This window comes from Candidatus Alkanophaga liquidiphilum, from assembly GCF_053996935.1.
In genome coordinates, this window is record NZ_JBMXYC010000064.1 from 1 (window position 1) to 20,710 (window position 20,710).

General features: G+C 54.0%; 18 protein-coding genes and 2 pseudogenes. 5 read left to right on the forward strand and 15 right to left on the reverse strand.

The genetic code is table 11. The annotated features are described in order from the left end of the window. Positions 1–215, reverse strand: a pseudogene (locus ACXJJA_RS08300) (hypothetical protein); the annotation flags it as partial. 48 nt (positions 216–263) lie between these two features. Here ACXJJA_RS08300 and ACXJJA_RS08305 point away from each other — a divergent pair. Continuing rightward, positions 264–1,739, forward strand: a complete 1,476-nt coding sequence (locus tag ACXJJA_RS08305) for an amidohydrolase family protein (RefSeq protein WP_456487750.1) — start codon at positions 264–266, stop codon at positions 1,737–1,739. On the opposite strand, the gene ACXJJA_RS08310 is transcribed toward ACXJJA_RS08305, so the two are convergent. Genes ACXJJA_RS08310 through gatC form a run of 5 tightly spaced genes read right to left on the reverse strand, consistent with a single transcriptional unit; the run spans position 1,734 to position 6,179 of the window. Then, on the reverse strand, positions 1,734–2,582 hold the full coding sequence (locus tag ACXJJA_RS08310) for a competence/damage-inducible protein A (protein WP_456487751.1): 849 nt from the start codon (positions 2,580–2,582) through the stop codon (positions 1,734–1,736). The two genes, ACXJJA_RS08305 and ACXJJA_RS08310, sit on opposite strands and share 6 nt — an antisense overlap. A gap of 1 nt (position 2,583) precedes the next feature. Next, positions 2,584–3,147 carry a DNA integrity scanning protein DisA nucleotide-binding domain protein gene (locus tag ACXJJA_RS08315; protein ID WP_456487752.1) on the reverse strand — a complete coding sequence of 188 codons (564 nt, stop codon included), beginning with the start codon at positions 3,145–3,147 and terminating at the stop codon, positions 2,584–2,586. Positions 3,148–3,181: 34 nt separating this feature from the next. Then, entirely contained in the window at positions 3,182–4,381 is a 1,200-nt protein-coding gene (locus ACXJJA_RS08320; RefSeq protein ID WP_456487753.1) for a phosphoglycerate kinase, read from the reverse strand. A 54-nt stretch (positions 4,382–4,435) separates the two neighbouring features. Continuing rightward, positions 4,436–5,896 (reverse strand): CCA tRNA nucleotidyltransferase, encoded by a 1,461-nt coding sequence (cca, locus tag ACXJJA_RS08325; protein ID WP_456487754.1) that lies wholly within the window; start codon positions 5,894–5,896, stop codon positions 4,436–4,438. A gap of 1 nt (position 5,897) precedes the next feature. Beyond that, complete coding sequence (gene gatC / locus ACXJJA_RS08330; RefSeq protein ID WP_456487755.1) at positions 5,898–6,179, reverse strand: Asp-tRNA(Asn)/Glu-tRNA(Gln) amidotransferase subunit GatC; 282 nt, start codon at positions 6,177–6,179, stop codon at positions 5,898–5,900. Positions 6,180–6,402: 223 nt separating this feature from the next. On the opposite strand from gatC, the gene ACXJJA_RS08335 reads away from it, so the two are divergent. Continuing rightward, positions 6,403–8,589: an elongation factor EF-2 gene (locus tag ACXJJA_RS08335; RefSeq protein WP_456487756.1), complete on the forward strand. Its 2,187-nt coding sequence runs from the start codon at positions 6,403–6,405 to the stop codon at positions 8,587–8,589. A gap of 7 nt (positions 8,590–8,596) precedes the next feature. Here ACXJJA_RS08335 and ACXJJA_RS08340 read toward each other — a convergent pair whose 3' ends face one another. The 3 genes from ACXJJA_RS08340 to ACXJJA_RS08350 are packed head-to-tail and all read right to left on the reverse strand — an operon-like array spanning position 8,597 to position 11,091. Continuing rightward, complete coding sequence (locus tag ACXJJA_RS08340; protein ID WP_456487757.1) at positions 8,597–10,165, reverse strand: NAD(P)H-hydrate dehydratase; 1,569 nt, start codon at positions 10,163–10,165, stop codon at positions 8,597–8,599. Beyond that, entirely contained in the window at positions 10,162–10,869 is a 708-nt protein-coding gene (gene aroD / locus ACXJJA_RS08345) for a type I 3-dehydroquinate dehydratase (protein WP_456487758.1), read from the reverse strand. The genes ACXJJA_RS08340 and aroD overlap by 4 nt, the downstream gene beginning before the upstream one ends. 6 nt (positions 10,870–10,875) lie before the next feature. After that, complete coding sequence (locus ACXJJA_RS08350) at positions 10,876–11,091, reverse strand: DUF8180 domain-containing protein (protein ID WP_456487759.1); 216 nt, start codon at positions 11,089–11,091, stop codon at positions 10,876–10,878. 129 nt (positions 11,092–11,220) lie between these two features. On the opposite strand from ACXJJA_RS08350, the gene thsA reads away from it, so the two are divergent. Then, positions 11,221–12,987, forward strand: coding sequence for a thermosome subunit alpha (gene thsA, locus ACXJJA_RS08355; RefSeq protein ID WP_456487760.1), 1,767 nt, complete (start codon positions 11,221–11,223; stop codon positions 12,985–12,987). Between the two features lie 139 nt (positions 12,988–13,126). Here thsA and ACXJJA_RS08360 read toward each other — a convergent pair. The 4 genes and pseudogenes from ACXJJA_RS08360 to ACXJJA_RS08375 form a co-directional block, all read right to left on the reverse strand. Continuing rightward, positions 13,127–13,570: pseudogene (locus tag ACXJJA_RS08360) on the reverse strand (RNA-guided endonuclease TnpB family protein); the annotation flags it as partial. Continuing rightward, complete coding sequence (locus ACXJJA_RS08365) at positions 13,551–13,883, reverse strand: hypothetical protein (protein WP_456487761.1); 333 nt, start codon at positions 13,881–13,883, stop codon at positions 13,551–13,553. The pseudogene ACXJJA_RS08360 and the gene ACXJJA_RS08365, both read right to left, overlap by 20 nt. Then, positions 13,880–14,056 carry a hypothetical protein gene (locus tag ACXJJA_RS08370; RefSeq protein WP_456487762.1) on the reverse strand — a complete coding sequence of 59 codons (177 nt, stop codon included), beginning with the start codon at positions 14,054–14,056 and terminating at the stop codon, positions 13,880–13,882. Before ACXJJA_RS08370 ends, ACXJJA_RS08365 begins: the two co-directional genes overlap by 4 nt. 149 nt (positions 14,057–14,205) lie before the next feature. Further along, entirely contained in the window at positions 14,206–16,164 is a 1,959-nt protein-coding gene (locus tag ACXJJA_RS08375) for a 4Fe-4S binding protein (protein ID WP_456487763.1), read from the reverse strand. A 145-nt stretch (positions 16,165–16,309) separates the two neighbouring features. Here ACXJJA_RS08375 and ACXJJA_RS08380 point away from each other — a divergent pair, with 145 nt between their 5' ends. Both ACXJJA_RS08380 and ACXJJA_RS08385 read left to right on the forward strand, forming a co-directional pair. Then, positions 16,310–17,083, forward strand: coding sequence for a radical SAM protein (locus ACXJJA_RS08380; protein WP_456487764.1), 774 nt, complete (start codon positions 16,310–16,312; stop codon positions 17,081–17,083). 47 nt (positions 17,084–17,130) lie between these two features. After that, a complete protein-coding gene (locus ACXJJA_RS08385) occupies positions 17,131–18,300 on the forward strand; it encodes an acyl-CoA dehydrogenase family protein (RefSeq protein WP_456487765.1) in 1,170 nt (389 codons plus the stop codon). Here ACXJJA_RS08385 and thsB read toward each other — a convergent pair. Next, positions 18,291–19,979 carry a thermosome subunit beta gene (gene thsB, locus ACXJJA_RS08390; protein WP_456487766.1) on the reverse strand — a complete coding sequence of 563 codons (1,689 nt, stop codon included), beginning with the start codon at positions 19,977–19,979 and terminating at the stop codon, positions 18,291–18,293. The two genes, ACXJJA_RS08385 and thsB, sit on opposite strands and share 10 nt — an antisense overlap. 73 nt (positions 19,980–20,052) lie before the next feature. Continuing rightward, the gene (locus tag ACXJJA_RS08395; RefSeq protein WP_456487767.1) at positions 20,053–20,682 is read right to left on the reverse strand and encodes a PIG-L deacetylase family protein; all 630 of its coding nucleotides are present in this window, start codon (positions 20,680–20,682) and stop codon (positions 20,053–20,055) included. Positions 20,683–20,710 lie beyond the last annotated feature (28 nt).

Below are 20,710 nucleotides of genomic sequence, written 5' to 3' on the forward strand. Positions count from 1 at the left end.
CCGAGCCCGAGCTCGTCGCAAATGCGGTCGGGATTGTATGACGGGATGCCGCGCTCCGCCGCAATACGCTGCGCCGCCTCGATGAACTCCGACTTCCTCTTCGACTGCCGCCTCCCCCCATACTTGTAGAGGTTCTTATCTATAATCTCTGACGGCGAGGCTTTGTATGTTTCTTCAAGGATTTTCAAGAACTTCCGCACACGCTCGTATGACATCAATAATAAGAAGGAATCACTTAATTTAAAGTTGCCGTGGGGGTTGTGATGAGGTTACATGTAAAGAACGCACGAGTTTATGACCCAATAAATGGGATAAACGGCGAGCTCGCAGACATTTTCATTGAAGATGGCGTGATCGTCGAGGAGACACATCCCGAAAAAATCATCGATGCAAAAGGCAAGGCTGCGATGGCGGGCGGCATCGACGTGCACAGCCACGTCGCCACCTACGGACTCACCCTCGCAAGGTTCTCGCTTGGATTCCCTACCCTCCCGCAAATCGCAGAAACTTACGCAAGGCTTGGCTTCACGCACGTGAACGAGCCGCTCGCCAGCGTTATAACCGCAGCATACACGCACCACGAACTCAGCAGCATACCCTTGCTCGACGCCTCGACGCTCGCCGTTTTAGACATGCTGGACTTCCTGAAAATTGTCAGAGAAAGTGATGAGAAGGAGGCCAAGAACGCCATCCTCTTCATCTTAGACGCCACGAAAGCCATCACCGCAAAGATTTATGAGCCTTTCGTAAGCCTGCCCCTGCGAATCATGCGACGATTGGGCATTGAAGGCATGAGAATGCGCCTCAGCACCGACACCGTCCTGAAGTTTTTCTCAAGACTTAGTGGCGACGACAGCGTTCCAAAAATTCACCTACATGCCACGCCACCGCTCCTTAAAGAAGATGTTTCCGTGCTGAGCACGTTCCACATCTCGCATCTCGGCACCGCAATTAACGAAGAAAACCAAGAAGCCGCCTTTAAGCTGCTTGAGCTGCAAACACCCCTTGACTTGGGAATCTTTCTTGACGAGCATTTTAGAACCGCAGAGCAGAACTTCAGACTCGCCACACGTAGAGAAATCACGCCGAGAGGGAGATTTTTAAGCATCGCCATGAACTTTTCCGAGCCTTTAATCATCAGTAAAAGCGAGGCAGACCGTAAGAATGCGAGCGAGGCATTACAGAGGACGGAAATGTCGCTGACGCTTGCGCTTCGAGCCTTAAACCGTTTAGAAGGCGTGTGCTTCTCGACAGATAGCCCTAACGGCTCGCTCTTCCACGACTACCCCAAAATCTTCGCAATCCTGCTCAGCAGGGAAAACAGAAAAGAGCTGAAAGAGCGGGGCGTGGAGCTGCCCTCCGAAGAATACACGCTTTACGAGCTGGCAGCGATTACGAGGAGCGAGCCTGCCGCTGCTTTGCGCTTAGATGCGAAAGGGCATTTGGGTGTTGGCGCTGACGCCGACGTTGTGCTTTACGATATTACTGAGGACACGCCGCCGGCGCTCCTTGAGAAAAAGTTAAGCAATTGCGAGATGCTAATCAAAAGCGGTGTGCTCGTCATCCACAACGGCAAGCTCTTAACGCCAGCAGTGAGCGGTGTGCGAAAAAAGACGCATTTCTCCCACATAGAAGTGAGTGCCGACATGGAAAATGCAGGCAAAAGACTACTAAACAAAAAATCCTTCAGGTTCGAACATCTAAGGGTGAACGAGCTTTTCATGAAGCCCGAGCTATGAACGGCGGCGTCCCCCGCTCATCTCCTTCAGCTTTTCTACTTCTGCTTTCCACTCGTCGTCCCCGTTTTCCACCAACTCATCCACTTTTATCCCCCGTATTTCGAGCTGCTGCTTTAAAAATGCAAAGGAACGTTCTACCACAGCATCATCGTCAGAGCTCAACCGCAGTTCCACCCAAAAATCCTCACCTGCCTTTATCTTCGGATATGATGCTACCCTCACGCCGTATTTCTCGTGAACCTCGTCCAAGAGGCTCGCAATGCTAGACTCATCCCGTGTATGCACTTTTAAACACTTATGGCACGGCTTGACGCCCTTTATTTCCGACTCTATGCTCTCAAATATCGCAATCATCTCTGCAGGAACGCCCGGAAGCACGAATATCTTCGTGCCGCTGACTTCAAGCTTCACGCTCGTCGCCGCGCCCAGTGGGTTGTAGAGCGGCGTCGCACCCTCGGGAATCATCGCCATCTTCAGCCTTGATGGCGTCATGCTCTCATCCTCGATGAGCCCGCGCTCTTTCGCCCTTTGGTATTTCTCTTTCACCCACCGTAACCCCTCCCTGCTCAGCACAAGATTCCTGCCGAGTGCCTCCGCCACCGCCGCCATCGTCATATCATCCCTCGTTGGTCCTAAGCCCCCCGTAACAAAAATATAGGTGTTACTCCGCCGTATCGCCTCGCATAGCACGCTTTTTATCTCCTCAACGTCGTCGCCCACGGAGGTTATGCGCCGCACCACGACGCCTAAGGCTGTGAGCCGCTTAGCCAGCCACCTCGCATTGCTGTTAAGTATATCCCCCCTTAAAATCTCGTCTCCCACGGTTATTATCTCAGAAAACATGCTACTTCTTTGCCTTCTTAAATACTACAATGTCCCCCTTTAAAATTTTTTCATACTCCCCAGAAATCAAAGTTTTCGTGCCCATCCATGTTTTGGGCATTATTTCACAAATAAGCTCGCCGTCATCGAATACTCTGACAATTCCGCTCTTCGAGACAACAACGGCGACGGCATCAGTCTCTTTTGAAATAGAAGCAGCTGCCATATGCCTACTTCCAAGCCCGAAGGGTAGGTTCACGCCCTCGCAGTTTGCCTGTATATAACGAGCGGCAGAAAGCACATGACCCGCGTCACTTATTATGAAGGCGCCGTCGAGCTTTGCCAGCTCCTTCACTGTCTCACGCACCGCCGTGTCCCGTATGTCCTTTGCTTCCAAAGGATGTCCCCACAGCGGGTCGAGAATTAGAGGCTTGGACATTTTTAAGACATTCTCCTCGTCTCCAACCACGAAAAGCGCACCGACCTTCTTTCCCTCTCTCCCCTCACGAGCCAGCCGCACCGCCAGCTCTATGACCGTCGCCAGAACCTCAGCGCATCTACACCCTCGCACCATCTCTTCAAACATGAAATTTAATTAAATTCTACCTTTTAAAAGCGTTTCACAAGCCGTCATCCGAAAGTTTCCCTGTTCTTGCCAGCACGTCAAGTCCCGGCAAGCTCCGCCCAGCAAGGTATCTTAAAAGAGCACCACCTGCGAGGCTCACATAGGAGAACTGGTTTTTATCCAGCCCAACGGCGTTAACTGCGGACGTTGTGTCTCCACCGCCGAGCAGCGAGAACTCTGCCGCCGCCACCTCCTCGAACAGCGCCTTCGTACCGGCTCTGAACTCCTCCCGCTCGTAAACGCCAGCAGGTCCCTTCATTATTATTGTTCTTGCGTCTTTGATTATTTTTGAGTATTTTTCTATGGTTTTCGTCCCTATGTCATATATTGGCGGCTCAGCCTCGCTCACGGAAAGCTCCCGCCTCTTCCCATCCATCTCTACGGCAACATCCTCAGGAACTTCGATTTTATCAGGAAATCGCTTAAGAAGGTATTCTGCACGCCTCACCGCCTCCGCATACCGCTCCAGCGCGAAATATCCTTTTGCTGCGAGGAATATATTAGCTATGAATCCTGTTGTGAGAATTTTATCCGCCTTGCCCGTGTTCAGCGCATGCTCAATTACGGAAAAGGCGTCTTCATACTTCACGCCGCCAATAATGTAAACACATGGTCTTTCTACTTTATATGTTGCCCGTTCGAGCGCCCGAAGCTCGCCCTCCATCACCCTACCGATTCCCGAGGGGAGGACTTTGGCGAAACCCACGACCGACACGTGCGGACGGTGTACCACAGAAAATGCGTCGTTTATGAAAATATCAAAAAGGGGGGCGAGCTTCCTCACGAAAATGGACTTTGCGTGCTCCTCCGGCGTGCGTTCGAGCGTCTCCTCGGCGAGCAACCGCACATTATCAAGAAGCAGGGCGCTCCCAGCTTCAAGATTCTCTATGGAAAGCCTCGCCGCCGGTCCGATGATGTCATCAACAAAATCTACAGGCGTGAACTTGCTGAGTAGGGCGGCGTGTTGCTCCAGTGTCATGAAGTCCCGCCCACCAGCCCTTCCTTGGTGCGATATTGCCACTACTTTTGCCCCTTTCTCGCAAAGCTCTTTTATCGTCCTCGAATGCTCCTTTATTCTCTCGTTCATCATGACTCTACCGTCAATAACCTCAGAGTTAATGTCAATCCTCACCAAGACGCTTTTCTCCCCTACATCAAAATCGTCTATCGTAAAATAGTCCATCAACATCAACATCACCCCTGAGAGAGAATCCGCCCTCCAATACTTTTAATTTTCGTTTTCCTCTCGTCAACACTTGACGCTCGACGAGAAGTATTTGCTAAGGAATTTGCCCAAACCCTCAAAAAATTCAATCTCCTCGTTCCTCATAACCTCGTAGCCACGAGCAACGGCTTTCGCAACGTGCTTCCCGAGGGCGCACGCCCTCAGCTCTCTCCTGAGCAAATCAACAACGTTAACGTATTTCCTTGGAATCTCAACCACGTATCTTCCGTTCTCTATGTAAATCTGCGTGCCGGCGTGTTTCTTCTTGAACCGTTGTGCGTGCGGCTCGGCGGTGACTGGGGGTCCTAAGTGCCTCTTCACGGGAGGTAACTCCGAAACCTCCATCTCAAAGAGGAAAAAAGCTTTTCCGCCTTCTGCTGACGTTTCCCGCCTGAAAATCCTGAAGCCATTTCTCTCTATCAATTTTGAGACCGAAGCGAGCGCCTTCCTTAGCTGCGGGAAAAGAACGTCGTCAACAACGTCAGGAACATCGAACACGACAATAATTACATCCGTCCCCCTCTTTTTAATGAGCTCCAGGAATTCTTTTTTGCTCATCTCCGGCTGCTCTGGCGGGAAGAAAAACCCCAGGCTTGGGTTTTCGAGGAACGATCGGGCAGCGTCCACAAATTTCGCAAAGGAATTGACGGAGACTGCAGCGGCGACGTTCCTGTGGGGGTCAACAGGGTCTATGACGATGAGCGGTTCGTCGCCTTTAATCTCATAGCTGCGGTGCTGCTCGATGTCTATGAGCGTCCGGAACTTCCAGTGGGCAGCAGCCTCCAGCAACGCCAAGAACGAGCCGTAGCGGATTATAAGAAGCTCACAAAGGTAACCTGAGAATCCTTGAGTTTTATGCTCGGCGCCGTAAATCTCTAAACCTTTGAGGAACTGTTTCAGGAGGCGGACCTCGTCCTCAAGACCGAAGATGCGGCGCTTCACGTATTCGTTGTGAAAGGGAGTCCTGTCTACTGCCGATCTCATGGCGGCGGCACTGCTCACCGAGAAGCACGGCACGATGTCCACCTCGTAAACGTCGCTTCGTCTTCCCCCATCGCCCCACTCCTCAGCAGGAAAGACACTCTCGTAACGCACCCACGCATGCACGTAGGGATGCGACGCATACCGCTCCTCGTAACGCTCCGCAACATGCTCGGCGACGCCCCTCGCAAGCTCCATGCCCACACGCTCAAGTGCGTCGTCGGAAAAGTCCTCAGGCAGCATCACGAACACGTCTACGTCCCTCTGCCCTGAAAGCCAAGTGTCTCGAGCGACTGAGCCCACTAAAATGCCTTTCGCAGGAATCTCTCGCTTTTCTGCCTCTTTATTCACTTCATTAACGAGGAAATCCGTTATTTTTTTTAGCCGCTCCTTCTCGGCATTACTCGGCTTTATTCTCGAGAGGGCTGCATCTAAAACTCTTTTCAGCTCGTTACCCGCCGCCTGCCCTTCGCCTTTCCCCCTCTTTTCTTCGCCTCCTGCCATCTCACAAAATTCTTGGACCTTTGAAGTAGCCGTTTTCACGCTTCGGGGCATTCCTCAGAGCTTCCTCCTGCGGCAGCGACCTTTCCACTTCGTCGCCCCTGAAAACGTTCGTGATGCCTATGACGTGATGCGTGGGCTCGACATCATCCACATCAGCCTCGTCCAAGATCGAGAAAAACTCCAAGATGGAGCTGAGCTGGCTTTCAAACTTTTCCTTCTCAGCTTCCGTAAGCTCGATTCTCGCCAACCAGCTTAAATGTTCTATCTCCTCCCGCCGCATCATCAATAGAAACGTTTTCCGGATTATTAAAAGCAACAGTTAGCTCTTCCGCATTCATCTCGTGTGCTCTTTTAAGCCCGTGCGACATCAAAACGCGGGAATTAGGGCTGGCGGTGAATCGAGAAATTGCCAGCGAGGCGAAATATTATTAAAGCAAGAGCGCCATGTAGGGAAGAAACTGATTTCAAGATGAACGCCCAACAAGCGAGTAGGAGGCAGCGAAGAAATGGCAACTCGTGGCAAGAAAGTAGTAGGGCTGTTGAAGAATCTGATGGACAAGCCGGAGCGCATTCGGAACATCGGGATAATCGCCCATATCGACCATGGGAAGACGACGCTAACCGACAACCTCCTTGCAGGCGCCGGCATAATTTCCAAGGAGCTTGCGGGCGAGCAGCTTTTCACCGACTTCTACTACCTCGAACAGCAACGTGGCATCACGATATTCTCAGCGAACGTCTCCATGGTCCACAGGTTCGGTGGTGACGAGTTCCTGATAAACTTGATAGACACGCCGGGACACGTGGACTTCGGTGGCGGCGTCACGAGAGCGTTGCGGGCGGTTGACGGCGCCGTCGTCGTCGTCGATGCCGTCGAGGGCATCATGCCACAGACTGAAACCGTGCTGCGTCAGGCACTGCGAGAGAACGTCAAGCCTGTCCTCTTTGTCAACAAGGTCGACCGCCTCATCAACGAGCTCAAGGTGGACAAGAAGGAAATGCAGATGCGGCTCGCAAAGGTCATTGACGGCGTAAACAAGATGATTAAGGGCATGAAACCTGAGAAATACGACGAGTGGCGGCTCGACGCCACCAACGGCAGCGTCGCCTTCGGTTCCGCCCTCTACAAGTGGGCAATCAGCGTCCCGAGCATGCAAAAGACCGGCGTCGGCTTCAACGAGGTCTATGACTACTGTACGCAGAACGAAATGGCGAAGCTTGCGGAGCTGAGCCCGGCGCATGAGGTCGTGCTCGACATGGTCGTCAGACACCTCCCCAACCCCTTGGAGGCGCAGAAAATACGAATTCCGGTCATCTGGCGGGGTGACGTCGAGAGCGAGATTGGGCAGAGCATGCTGCGGTGCGATAGAAACGGTGCGGTTGCGATGATTGTTACTGGTGTCACCGTCGACCCGCACGCCGGCGAGGTCATCACCGGACGCCTCTTCAGCGGCATGCTCCGCAAAGGCATGGAACTCAACGTCGTCGGCAAGCACCGTAAAGGACGAATCCAGCAGGTCAGTGTTTACATCGGCGAGCATCGTGTCGAGGTGGACGAAATCTGCGCCGGGAACATCGTTGCGCTCACCGGCATCAAGGACGCTGCTGTCGGCGACACACTCTCCACCATCGAGATGATGCCCTTCGAGAGCATAAGACATTACAGCGAGCCCGTCGTGACCGTCGCCGTCGAGGCAAAGAGCATGAAAGATTTGCCGAGGCTCATTGAGATTTTGAGAAAAATAGCGAAGGAAGACCCAACGGTGCGCATTGAACTCAACGAAGAAACCGGCGAGCATCTTATCTCTGGAATGGGCGAGCTACACCTCGAAATCATCACGCACCGCATCAACGTTGATGAAAACGTGCCTATCATCGTGTCGCCACCCATCGTCGTTTACCGAGAGACCGTTCAAGGCACCGCCGGACCTGTCGAGGGCAAGTCGCCGAACCGCCACAACAGGTTCTATTTCGTGGTCGAACCGTTGGAGCCAGAGGTGCTGAGCAAGATAAAAGAGGGTGCGATTTCGATGGACCTCGACGACAAGATGCGGCGCCGCCGCCTCGAAGAAGCGGGCATGAGCAAGGACGAAGCGCGGGGCATCGTGGATATCCACGAGGGCAATGTTCTTATTGACGTAACGAAGGGCATCCAATACCTCAACGAGACTATGGAACTCATCATCGAAGGCTTCAAGGACGTGATGGATAAGGGGCCGCTCGCACGGGAACGCTGCCTCGGTATAAAGGTCAAGCTCGTGGACGCCAAGCTCCACGAAGACGCCATCCACAGAGGTCCCGCTCAGGTCATTCCCGCCGTCAGGGCTGCGATAAACGCCGCCATCCTCATGGCGAGGCCCATACTGCTGGAGCCGATAATGGAGGTCTTCATCACCGCTCCGCAGAACCTCCTTGGCAATGTCACGAGAGAACTGCAAGGTCGCCGTGGGCAAATCCTCGACATCCAGATGGAAGGCGATATGACTACCGTGAAGGCGAAGGCGCCCGTCGCAGAAATGTTCGGCTTCGCTGGCGACATAAGGTCTGCGACGGAGGGGCGGGCGCTCTGGAGCACCGAGTTCGCAGGCTTCGAACCGCTGCCGCAAGCCATGTTCCACGACATCGTCATGAAAATAAGAAAGAGAAAGGGGCTGAAGCTCGAAATACCACAGCCTTCGGATTTTGTCTCCTGAGAAAAGCTCAGCGACGCCCGAACTTGAGCAATACTTTGGGAATATTCTCGATGACGTCGGTGGCGAGCAGTCCGTAGCCATGCTTATCGAATGCAGAGTCGCCGGCGGCTCCGTTCACGAAAGCGGCGGCGACTGCTGCTCTGAAGGCTTCGCTTACGGCATAAAAGGCGCCGACGACGCCTGCGAGCACATCTCCGGTCCCACCTACCGTCATGCCAGCGTTTCCAGTCGTGTTTAGTTTAACTCGCTCGCCGTCGGAAATCACGTCCACGACGCCCTTCATCAGCGTCACCACCCCGTTCTTCCTCGAAAATCGCCTCACAAACTCCGCTCTTTCTTCAATGTCGGCGGGCGGCTTCTCGGCGACACTCGGAATTTTCGAGAACTCGCCGGCATGCGGCGTTATTATGACCTTCTGAGACGCTTTTGCAGGCAGCTCAAGTCCATAGAAGCCGTCGGCGTCCACCACGATTTTCCCCTCTAAAAGAGAGAAAAGCGTGCGTAGGGCGTTTTTCGTTGCTCCGTCATCGCCGAGCCCCATGCCCACAACCGTCACATCATGCCGCATCGCAAGCTCAAGCACCGCCGGCACGTCGTCCTCGACGAAGATGTCGGAGGAAAGCTTTTCAACGATGAGGTTCGGCGAGAACGACGCAATCGTCTTGGAGACACTCTTCGGCGCCGCCACAGTTACCCAGTCCGCACCGGCATGCAACGCTGCAAATGCCGCAAGCGTCGGCGCTCCCGAAAACGGTCCGCCACCGACTATCAAGACTCTGCCGTTGTCACCTTTGTGGCTGTTGGCACGCCGTCGCCGTAAAAGCTTCAGGTCACCAGGACCTGCAAGCCTTTCGATTTCAGGCGGGATTCCAATGCTCGCAACCTTCAGCTCGCCGACGAACGTCGCTGCTACTTCCGCCCTCTGCCGCAGCCCCGGTTTCGGCTTGTGGAACGTCACTGTCACGCTCGCCCGCACGCATTTTCCGGCGACGCTGCCCGTGTCCGGGTCCAAGCCCGAAGGCACGTCCACCGCAATTATGGGGACTCCTCCTCCCCTCGCCACGTTCATCAGGTCTATGGCTGTCGCCTCCGGCTCTCGGATTTCGCCACGTATTCCCGTCCCGAATATCGCATCTACTATCGCCGCCGCCCCGCTTACCTCGTCTTTGAGCAGCCGCAGCTCTGAAGAGTCCCGCAGCTCCCTCAGAGCGCAGCCACTCCACCGCAGAACCTCCCAGTTCTTTCGAGCCTCATCGGTCCGTATCTCCGACGCTTGCCCAAGAAGGAAAACTCTAATGTCGAAATCTCGTGCGAGATGCCTTGCGGCTACGAAGCCATCGCCGCCGTTATTTCCCCTGCCCGCGAATACTATTATCTTGGATTTATCGCCACCACCTCTGCCCCTGCCGCCGTTAACAACAGCTCGCACCTCTCTGGCAACGGCAGCCCCCGCATTCTCCATCAGTTGCAAGCGGGAAAGCCCGAAAAACTCACAATTCTCGTCAAGCGCTGCCATCTCCTCGCTCGTTATTTCCCCCATTTCGGCATGCCCAGACGCTTCGGCACATGCGGTCATGTCAGCACGTCCAAAATCCGTCGCAGCTCCCAGACGCTCAGTTGTCCGGGGGCGACGCTCTCGCCCACAGACCCGTAAGTCAGGGCGGAGCCGTAGAGCGGTGCAATGATGCGTGTGTGCTTGCCGAGGGCGCCCATGCTTATCGCCACCACCGGCTTCCCACCCCTCAGGCTTAACGTCACTTCTAAGAGCGTTAGGGCGTCCTCAAGGCTATTTGGCGTAACTGCAACCTTCGCAACGTCGCCAAGCTCGTGCATCTTATTTATCGTGCTCAAAATTTCGTCCCTGCTTGGCGTGCCCATGAAATCGTGAAACGAGATAATCGTTGTGATTCCTAATTCCGCCGCCTTTTCTACGATTCCAGTGTCCTCAAGAGCCGTGAAAAGCTCCACGTCCACGGCGTCCGCCGCCCCCATTACTCCCTTCAAAAGTGATATTCTCTCCTCTTCCGTCCCTTTGAACCTGCCGCCCTCCCTTTCAGCCCTGTTCGTCGCTATTATCGGGAGTCCGACCCCCTCTTTAACTTTTTTCATGAATTCTCTTATGCGAGCGGCATCCCTCTCCCCGAGGAAGTCCACTCGCAGCTCTAAAATGTCGGCGCCCGCTCGCTTCGCAGCTATGGCATCCGACAAATACAAATTCGTAAGCACACCCACGACTAAAGGCTTCCTGCAAAGCTCCACATCCCCTATCCTCACTGGCATCTTAACCTAACTCAACATGTTTAACGCATCCATGAGGCAATGCGTCGCCTCCCTCATCTTCCTCGCAGCTTCTTCGATGAGCATGGCGACGCCCTCGAGCCCTGCGTCCTTAGCGTTCTCCGCTTCCTTTATAAAACTCTCCTCGTGCTCCCTGTTATGTTCTATCCAGTGGTCAAGCTTTATCTTGAGCCGCTTCAGCAACACTTCCTCTTCCGCGCCCATTTCGTCCCCCTATTGCTCTTGACGTTTTGGGTTTAAGAATTTGTTGCTGCCAATTCCCGTGTGTTGCTTCCTCCTTCACGGACACGCAGCGGCGTTAATGTTAAAAGCCGCGATGCGAAAGGACTAAGGATGGCCGAGAACCCGCTGCTCGGCAAGTCCGAGAAGGAAATCCACCGCATCATCCTGCTCAGCAACATAGAGGTTGCGTGGCGTTACGCCTCGCTCGTAGCTTCCTCGCTTGGACCGCAGGGCTTCCATAAAATCATCGTGGACGAGGACAACTTCATCATTGTAACGAGGGACGGGCGCACGATTTTCGAGAACACGCACGTCGATCATCCTGTCGAAGGGCTCCTTTTAGAGCTTGCAAAGACGCAGGACGAGGAAGCTGGCGACGGCACCACGACTGCGGTCATCCTCGCAGGCGAGCTCCTAAAGAACGCCATCGAGCTGTTAGAGCTGGGAATACACCCGACGACGATAATTGAAGGCTACAAGAAGGCGGCGAGCGAGAGCATAAGAATTCTGGAGGAGCTGGCAGTTGTCATGCGGGACGGACGCTCGCTGCGGAGCGTTGCGAAATCCGCCCTGAACAATAAAATGCTTGCATCTTACAAGGAATTCTTTGCCGAGCTTATTGTCAAAGCAGTGCTTTCAACGCTTGAAGACGGCAAGGCGGACGCCGAAAACATCACACTCGAAAGAGTTCAGGGTGGGAGCGTCAGGGACACCCAACTCCTCAGGGGCGTACTCGTCGAGGCTAAGGTCGTGCTCCCGAATATGCCTTCAAGCGTGGAGAACCCAAAGATCGCGCTCGTCGGCACAAGCATCGGACCACCCGTCGGGACTCTCGGCGAGCTTGCCGTCGAGGTTGAGCTTAGTGGTCCTGAGGAGCTTGAGAAGCTTGAGCGCTCCCGTTACTCGTTCTCCGCCCTCGAAAACATCGTTAGACGCTTACACGACTTGGGCGCCAACGTCGTCCTCTGCCGCAAGGATATCAGCAGCGCCGCAATGCACTATTTCGCCGAAAACGGCATGATGGCGCTGCGCAACATAAAATTGAAAACTCTGGAGAAGATTTCGAGACTGACGGGCGGTAAAATAATTTTAGATGCGATGGCGGCGGCCAAAAGCGACTTGGGACGGGCAAAGCTGGCGGAGGAGCGAAGAATCGGCGACGTCAACTTTGTCTTTATCGGCTCCCCCGACGCTGCCGCCGCTCGCGTCGTAACGATTTTAGTGCGGGGTGGGACGAAGCAAGTCGTTGATGAGGCTTACAGGACAATAAACGATGCAGTGCGGGCGGTCGTGAACGCTTACAACGGGGCGGTGCTTCCCGGCGGCGGCGCCGTTGAGGTCGAATTAGCGCAACAACTCAGGCGGCTGGCGCTCTCTGAAGACACAAAACTCCAACTCTCCATGCTCGCATTCGCAAAGAGCTTGGAGGTAATTCCCGAAATTCTGGCGAGGAACGGTGGTTTTGACCACATTTCCGTGCTTTTGGAGCTGAGGCGGGCGCACGCTGCCGGCAAGCGACACCACGGGCTCGACGTTCTTGGAGGGGGCGTCGCCAACATGCTGGAGCGTGGCGTCCTCGAACCGCTGAAAGTGAAGCGACAAGCCATCAGAGGGGCGCTCGAGACGGTCCAATTGATATTGCGGTCTGACGATTTCATCCCGAAGCGGGAGTTAGAGGATGTTGAGGAGGCACTGATAAAGAGGGACGTTGCGAGGGCACGGGAGCACGGCTTTGATATCGAAAAGCCCTACCGTGAGGCTGTAAAACTCTTCGGTAGGCAGAACGTCCTCGACGCCATCCGGCTTTGCGGCTGGCGCTCCGTCGAAGAAATAACAGGAATAGTCGCTGGGAAGAAATTTGAGACCAAAAGCCCGTGACCTCCTCCCTCCATTGGAGGGCATCCGCCGGACGAGGTTGGGGAGTGTGGTTCAGAACGAACCGCTCCCCGTTGGGCTGAGTCACGACAGCCCCTATCATGAGCATATAGCCCATGGCTCGCTTCATTATATTTTTAGCTCCGTTCACATCACCATTGATTTGATATCCACAATCCTTGCAGATGAAAACTCCCTGAGAAGGTCTTTTGGCATTCATTGAACCACATCTTGAACATTGTTTCGATGTGTTTAACTTTGAAACTTCTATCACTGCAATCCCTCTCTCAAGGGCTTTATACTTGACGTATTCCTTCAAGCGGTAGAATGGCATTGTGCTAACCTTCCTGTTCACCTTCCTTCCCTTGTTGTTCCTAACTCCGTTCAAGTTTCCTATTGCAATTATCGCGTTGTGCTTCTCCGCCTCTTCAACAATTTCCTTTGCTATCTTGTGCAACTCGTCATTCACAACTCTCTTCTCCTTGTGCCCTATCTTCTTTATTGCCTGTAGTTTCTTCTCCCTTCCAAGCTTTCTCCTAAGCCAGAAATACTTCCCCCTGACCTCTCTAACCCTCTTTCCATAAATTTGGGTGTGCTGCGGTGCCGTGCCACCGACACGCTACCCAACGAGCTCCCAGGTCTATCGCGATGATGGATGCATATTCTTTCTTCAGCCCGACATCCTTCTTGACCGTGACGTGAAGGTAGAATTCTCCACCCTTCCTGACAAGTAGAGACTCGCAAACCTCCCACTCCTCAAAATTGAAGGGCTGATGAGCAAGTGCGATTTTACGCCACCCCTCACACCTTTTACCCTTATCCTCGCCCAGTATTTGGCTATTTTCGTGTCCCTTCTTTGAATATCTATCAAATACTTTTCTTATTGGAACGCCTTTCATCTTCTTTGCTTTCTTATATAGCCACTTTGCATCTTGCTTGTATGCTGAATATACTCCCCTATCCTCACCCGTTCAAGCCAATGCTGAAAGTTATCATACTCTCTATCGAGTAGCTCCCTCTTTCGTCCCGTTAAACCTATTATCTTACACTTGACGGTCTTTGTCACCTCCATTAATTTTTAGTATATTCTTTTTACTTAAAATCTTCCCCTCCCACCTCCCCTTCTGTATCCCTCCTTTGAAAAGTAGGGATTAGCAGCGACGCCATCCTAAAGAGATAAATCACCCAATCTTCCCGAACTCGCAAACAAAAAAGAGAAAATTAAGAAGTCAGGGCTTCAATCTGGGCAAAGATTTGCTCGTCCTTAAAGTGCTTCATGGAAATCGCACCGCTCGGGCACGTCGCACCGCAGGCACCGCAGCCCTTGCAGAGCACGTCGTTCACTGTCATGATTCCCCGCTCCTCGTCGAACTTCAGCGCTCCGTATGCGCAGACCGCCTCACACGTGCGACAGCCTGAACAAAGCTCTTCGTTTATCGTTGAAGTTATGGCTTCGGTCTTGACCTTGCCGGTGGCGAGCAACGAGAGCGCTGCGGACGCCGCCGCCTTCGCCTGCGCCACAGTGTCCGGGATGTCCTTCGGACCCTGACAGCAGCCTGCGAGGAACACGCCATCAACCGCAGTATCTACGGGACGTAGCTTCATGTGCGCTTCGAGGAAGAAACGGTCTGGCGACCTCGAAAGCTTCAACATCTTCGCAATCTCGTCTGCGTCCTCGCTTGGCACGATTGCCGTTGCGAGTACCACCAAATCGGCTTCAATCTCCATGGGTTCGCCGAGTAGCGTGTCCTCAAGCCTGACGATGAGCGTGTCCTCGTCCGGACTCTTCTTGTAAACCTCAGCGGCGTTCCCACGGCGGTAAATGACGCCCTCACGCTGCACCCGCTCGTAGAACTCCTCATAGCCCTTCCCGAAGGCGCGGACATCCATGTAGCAGATGGTGATTTCGGCGTCCGGGATCTTCTCTTTGATGAGATGGGCGTGCTTCGCCGTGTACATGCAGCACACCCGCGAGCAGTATTCGTTCCCGACCTGCTTGTCGCGCGAGCCGACGCACTGCAGGAACACTATACGCCTCGGCGTCCGCCCGTTAATTTTAATCTCGCCGAGCGTCGGACCGCTCGCCGACGACAGCCGTTCGAACTCCAGCCCGGTTATCACGTTCGGATACTTCCCGTAGCCGTATTCCGGCTTGAGCTTCGCGTCGAAAAGGTCGAAGCCGGTCGCCACTATTATGGCGCCGACCTCGAGCTCCACCTCCTTCTCACGCTGCTCGAAATCTATGGCACCAGGGCCACAAGCTTCGACACAAGCGGGCGCCTTCCCACACTTCCCCCGTGTGAGCATCAAGCAGCGTTCGGGGTCGATCGTGAACGTCGCAGGGACAGCATACGGGAACGGTCTATAGATCGCAGAGCGGTAGCTGATGCCCGCGTCGTATTCATTCGGCACCTTGCGGACCCGACACGCTTCGGCGCAGGCGCCGCAGCCGGTGCACTTCGCCTCGTCGACGTATCGTGGCTTCTTTTTGACCTTGACCTTGAAGTTGCCGACCGCACCCTCCACCGAGACTATTTCGGAATACGTTAAAAGCTCGATGTTCGGATGGCGGGCGACGTCCACCATCCTCGGCGTGAGGATGCACGCAGAGCAGTCCAGCGTCGGGAATGTCTTATCCAGCATCGCCATCTTCCCGCCTATCGTCGGCGACTTCTCCACTAAATAGACCTTGAAACCTGCGTCCGCAATGTCGAGCGCTGCATACATCCCGGCGACGCCGCCGCCTATCACGAGCGCTGCGGGTGTCACGTCCGCCTCTTTCTCCTCAAGCGGCTCTAGCAATGCTGCCCTCGCCACCGCACTTTTCACCAAATCCATTGCTTTCTTTGTTGCCTCCTCCTTATCCTCATGCACCCAGGAGCAGTGTTCGCGGATGTTAGCCATTTCGAAGAAGTAGGGATTGAGCCCTTTTTCCTCGAGAACGCCGCGGAACGTCGGCTCGTGCATCCGCGGTGAGCACGCCGCCACCACTACCCTGTCCAGTCCTAGCTCCTCAATGTCCTTCTTTATTAGGTCCTGCCCGGGGTCCGAGCACATATACATGTAGTGACGGGCGACCGCAACGTTCGGGAGCTTAGAGGCGAACTCCACCACACGCTCGACGTCCACCGTCGCCGCAATGTTTATCCCACAATGGCACACATACACGCCTATTTTCATCCCGTATCACCGTTAAGCTAGCGCCTGAGGCGCCGCCCTAATCAACACACCGCAAATTTGATTGCTTCTTAAAATCCCTATTTTATAACTCTTTCCATTTTCGCCTAAGGCAAGTAAGAAAAGTCGAGATTGCGAACAAAAGATAATGTATCCTCGCTTCTTGACGCCCGCCTCTGCGAGGTTCGACCCGGTGGGGCTCGCCCGCCGCACCGAGAAAATAGTGTGTCGTGGAAATAAGAGAAAATACACAGATTTCTACGTCGTCGGCGTTTATGGCGGAATTGCGACGGGCTACGCCGTCGGCTGCTGCCTGCGCTGCGTCTTCTGCTGGGTTGGCTTGGGCAGGGAGTTTCCTGAAAGGTTTGGTAAATTCTACTCGCCGGAGGAAGCTTTCAAGAGACTTGACGAAGTGGCTCGGCGGCGGAAAGTCCGTAAGCTGAGAATTTCAGGAGCGGAGCCGACGCTCTGCCGGCGGCACCTTTTAGAGCTGCTTGAGCTCGTGGAGCGCTCGCCTTACGAGCTTTTCATCCTCGAGACCAACGGTATCCTCCTCGCCGACCAGAGTTACGTCGCCGAGCTTTCGAGGTTCGAGAAGGTGCACGTGCGAGTTTCGCTGAAGGCAGGGACGCCTGGGGCGTTTTCAAGGAAGACGGGCGCCGTCGAGGCGGCGTTCGAGCTACCATTTGAGGCGATAAGGAATCTGATAAGGCACGGGCTCAGCTTTCACGTTGCGGTGATGAGCGACCCGAGAATAATGAGTGGCGAGGAGCGGACGAGCCTTCTAAGGAAATTGAAGAATATAGATGCCCGTCTCTTGGAGATGCTGGAGGAGGAAGTGGCTGACCCTTACGAGACGACGCTGCTGCGGCTGGAAAAAGCAGGACTAAAATGGGAGCGGGCTGGGCGTCGGCGGGGGTAGCAATGCCACAGATGTAGTTTGGCAACAGATGTATCCTCGGTGGTAGGATGAAGTTCGAGCTTGATGAAGAGCAGAGAGCGATAAAGGAGGCGGTTCATGAGTTTGCGGAGAAAGAAATAAAGCCGCGGGGGCGGGATTTTGACAAATCTGGCGAGTTTCCGTTTGAAATTCTGAAAAAAGCGGCGAGGCTGGGATATATTGCGGTGTGGATTCCTGAGGAGTATGGCGGCGCCGGACTCGGTGCCGTCGAAAACGCAATCATCGCCGAAGAGTTTGCAAGGGCGGACAGTGGGATTGGTTACGCCATTCAGCTAACGGCGATGGGCTGCCCGATGGTTTACTACTTCGGGACTGAGGAGCAGAAGGAGAAGTATCTGCCTGCGATTCCGAGGGGCGAGAGCATCAGCTTTCTCGGTGTGACCGAGCCTGATGCAGGGAGCGATGTCGCCTCCATGAAGACCGTCGCTCAGAAAGACGGCGACGAATACGTGCTTAGCGGCAGCAAAATGTTCATTACGAATGCAAAGGTTGCGGACTGGGGCGTCGTATTTGCGAAGACTAGGCCTGACGCTCGGCATAAAGGTATCAGCGCCTTCATCGTCGAAACTTCAGCAGAAGGCTTCGAGACGACGCCCATCGAGAAGATGGGAAGGCACTGCCAAGACTCCTGTGACGTCGTGTTGAAGGACGTTCGAGTCCCGCTCGAAAACCTCGTCGGCGAGGAGAACCGAGGCTTCTACTATCTTATGGAGACGTTCAACGAGACGAGGACGAACACCGCCGCCGTCCACGTCGGGATTGCTCAAGGCGCCTTTGACAGGGCGCTTGAATACGCAAAGCAGCGAGAAGCCTTCGGCAGGAAAATCTGCGAGTTCCAAGCAATCCAGCACAAGCTTGCGGACATGCTCGTGAAAATCGAGACCGCGCGCCTCATGGTATATAAAGCGGCGAGCCTATTGGATGCGGGGTTTGCGCCGACGAAATGGGCATCGATGGCGAAGCTCGTCGCTGGCGAGGTTGCCGTTGAAGTATGTTTGGAAGCAATGCAAATCCTCGGTGGGCATGGATACGCCGTCGAATACGACGTCGAGCGCTTCTTCCGGGACGGAAGAGCGGGCACGATGGTCGAGGGCACCTCCGAAATCCAAAGAAACATCTTAGCGAATATCCTCCTCGGAAAGCTGCCTGCGGCTAAGAAGAAACAAACTCAGTCGTAGGTGAATTTTTTAGTCAGGTTCTCTCTTGTGAACACTTCTTTCTCCTTTATTTCTTCTTCTGCCTCCAGCCCCAACTTTCTCCGTCGCTCCGCTTCTTTTACCTTTTTCATGCGTTCTCTATCCCTGAGGATGCCGTCCGTCAGCAGGATAAGCTCGACGGCTTCGACGGCGCCGACAAGCATCTGCCGCTTTATGCTCAGCGGCTCGATGACTCCTTCCTTGAGGGCGTTTGCAAAGAGGGCTTCGCCGTTCTTGAAGCAGATGCCGACGTGTGGGTCGTCCTGGTGCATGGCTTTGAGCTTCGCCAGAGCATCAAGGGCGTCAAGCCCACAGTTCTCGGCAAGCGTCCTTGGAATCGCTTCAAGCGCCTCTGCGAATGCCAGCATCGGGAGCTGCTTCTTCGTCGTTTCCTTCTGCGCCTCTTTGCGGAGGCGGAGTGAAAGCTCGGTCTCGATAGCGCCGCCGCCCGCAACCACAAACGGCTCGTCAAAAACGCTGGCAACGGCGTGCGTCGCTGCGTATATAAGACGGCTGTGCTCTGCCGCTATCTCCTTCGTGCCGCCACGCACGAAGAACGTGCAAGCTCTTGCCTCCTTGCAGCCCTCAAAGAAAATTATATCCTCCTCTACGATTTTTCGATGTTCCACGAGCTTAGCATATCCTAAATCCTCTTTTTTCAGGTCCCAGACGCTCTTCACGATGTTTGCGCCGGTTGCCAGCGATATATGGTTCAATTCTTCATGCCTGTCCAATCTTATCGTCATGATGCCATGTCTTGCGAGGAGCCCTAACGCCCTGCTGTCTATCGTTTTCGTGCAAATAATGACATTGGCGCCTGCTTCTACGATTCTGCTGACCATCCGACTCAAAAGTTTTTCTTCTTCCCTCAAAAAGCCCGCCATTTGCATCGGGTCCAGCACCACGTGCGTAACAAGTTCCGCACGCTCTGTGGTGAGCGGGTCTTTGATTATTGCAATTTTCGCACCCTCAATCCGATTAGGAACGCCTGGCGGCAGCAGGCTGAACAACACAGAGCCATCAATGAGTTCCGTGTCCTCAAATCTGTCCCCTTCCACTTCTTTTATCGCTATATACTCATCTATGTCCTCATTTTCCCTCTTAACATGCCCTACTGCTTCCACAATGCGCCGACAAAGCTTCTCATTTGCATACTCCTTCAGGGATGTCCTCGCAACAGCATACCGCATCTCCTCAGACGAGAAAAAGTCTTCTGAGACCGAAAGGGCATTCATGAACGCCAAACTTATCTCCATCGCTTTTTTGAAGCCGTCGAAAATTAAGACCGGATGCAAACCCATATGCAGGAGCGAATCAGCCTTTTCGAGCAACTCCCCTGTGAGAATCAGCGTCGAGGTCACGCCGTCGCCGTGGACGTTGCCGTGCGCCTTTGCGAGTTCGATGATGAGCCGTGCAGCGGGGTGTTCGGCAACGAGTCCCGTGATCACGGAGTAGCCGTCCTTCGAGATCAGGAGGGGGCGGGCGTCCTCCGCCAGAATCTTGCTCATCCCTCGGGGGCCGAGCGTTGTCCTCACGACGTCGCAAAGCACCCTCGCCGCCACCATACAGCTCTCCCTCGCCGCCTCGCCGAGCAGGCGCTCGTCCGCCGCCTTCCTCGTGTGCGTCAGCAGAGAATCGAGCCGAAACCGCTTTTCCGCCATCTCTTATTGGTTCTTATGTTTGCATTTAAAATTTGCTGGTGGTGACGTTCGTTGCTGATTTAAGCGTTGAGGGTTAATGAATTATCCATCTTATGACCTCGAACGCCTCTGCGTATTCGACATCTATCTGCACGCCTCTCATCCTTGCGAGGCTCTTTATAAAGCTGCTGTTGAAATAAGGTCTTCCTTTCTGTGATTCATAGCAGCTCAAAGCCTCTATCTTTTTCTCGATGTGCCTCTCCTCAAGCCGCACAAAAGCCGTGGTGTCGAACGTAATATTGTTCCATGGTTGTTCGTAACCCAAGACCGTGCATTTCTTGAACGCCCTCAGCGTCTCGTCCCTCGTCACTTTGTGGTCTTGATGCGTGTCGTATGACGACGGTGTGAAGACGACATCTGGTTTTATTTCCGCCCTAATTTCAATAAGCGTGTCCAATATTTCCTGCCTAAGTCTTGGGAACTCCCGGACTTCGTATTCGAAGAGCAGCAGATTCTCCCTCTTTATGCCCAATATTTTCGTAGCCTTTTTGACCTCTTTTTTCAAAATGTCTTCTGGGAACCCCTCAGGAACAGACTTCTCACAGCTCGAAAGCGCAACGTAGAAGACTTCACCGCCGCCTTCTATGAACTTTGCGAGACTGCCGCCACATCCCAGCTCGCCATCGTCGGTATGCGGGCTCAGAACTAAAATCCTTTCGAACACAGGCAAAGTTGGTTAAAATTATTTATTG